Here is a 1165-nt window from a genome sequence, read left to right on the forward strand (position 1 = left end):
CCTTGTATCTCTCCAGGGAAGTTGTTTAGCTGATAACTTTCCGAGAGCCAGGTGAATCTGAGACCGACCTTAGTGCTTTGACACTGCTTTGTAGATTAGATCCCAGGCTTTTTCTATCTCAAAATATTGGATGGTATCCTAGCGCCTGCTTTGCAGTGATGCTGTATGTACAAGGGTAAATAAGAGATGCAATACGTAGGAATCGATGTCAGTAAAGCGAAGTTAGATTGTTTGTGGTTACGAGACCCTGACAATCTAAAGGTAAAAACTAAGGTTCATGAAAACACCAAAAAAGGTCATGAAAAGTTAATCGCCTGGTTAGAAAAGAATGTCTCTGATGACCCTGGCGATGTTTCTATAACCATTGAAGCGACGGGCATTTATCACGAAACATTAGCTCATACGTTGTTTGATGCCGGATTTAATGTCAGCGTAATCAACCCAGCACGTTCAAAAGACTTTGCGAAAGGTCTTGGCTCGACCCATAAAACAGACAAAAGAGACAGCTGTATCCTGGCTCTCTTTGGTTGTCGCATGAAACCAGACTTATGGCAGCCAGAACCTCCAGAAGCTCGCGAATTAAAGGCTCTACTGGCTAGGTTAGACGCTTTAGAAGGCGACTGTCAGCGTGAAAGGAATCGACTGGAAAAGTCAGAGTTCAGTGCATCTTCTGAGGTTGTTCTTGAGTCATTACACAACATGATCCATGAACTGGAAGAAGAGAAGAAACGCCTCGTTAAACAGATAGACGATCACATTGATAAGCATCCCAGGCTAAAAAAGGATCGCCAGTTATTAGAGACAATACCCGGTGTCGCGGCAGTGACATCAAGAATCATGTTGTCAGTTATCCATAGTCGACCATTTACTAAAGCCAGCCAGTTAGCGGCTTACCTGGGATTAATACCGGTTAAAAATGAGTCTGGGGTGTTTAAGGGCAGAAGCAGACTCAGTAAAACCGGCCCCGCCAAAATACGAAACAAGTTGTACATGGCCGCAGTAGCCTCCTTAAAGTGGAACAAAGACATTATTGCCCAACAGAACCGGCTTCTTAAAAACGGGAAAACCAAGATGGAAGCACTGGGTGCAGCCATGAGAAAGCTTGTTCAAATCTGTTTTGGCGTCGTTAAAAATCAAACGGAATATTGCGCACAAGCAGCTTGAA

At 43.9% G+C, this 1165-nt stretch carries 1 protein-coding gene; it reads left to right on the top strand.

Features of this window, described 5'->3' with window-relative positions; genetic code table 11:
- The first annotated feature begins 186 nt into the window (after positions 1–186).
- Positions 187–1164, top strand: a complete 978-nt coding sequence (locus BCF53_RS19130) for an IS110 family RNA-guided transposase (RefSeq protein WP_132704381.1) — start codon at positions 187–189, stop codon at positions 1162–1164.
- Position 1165: the final 1 nt, after the last annotated feature.

The sequence above is a fragment of the Reinekea marinisedimentorum genome (assembly GCF_004341165.1).
GTDB lineage: Bacteria > Pseudomonadota > Gammaproteobacteria > Pseudomonadales > Natronospirillaceae > Reinekea > Reinekea marinisedimentorum.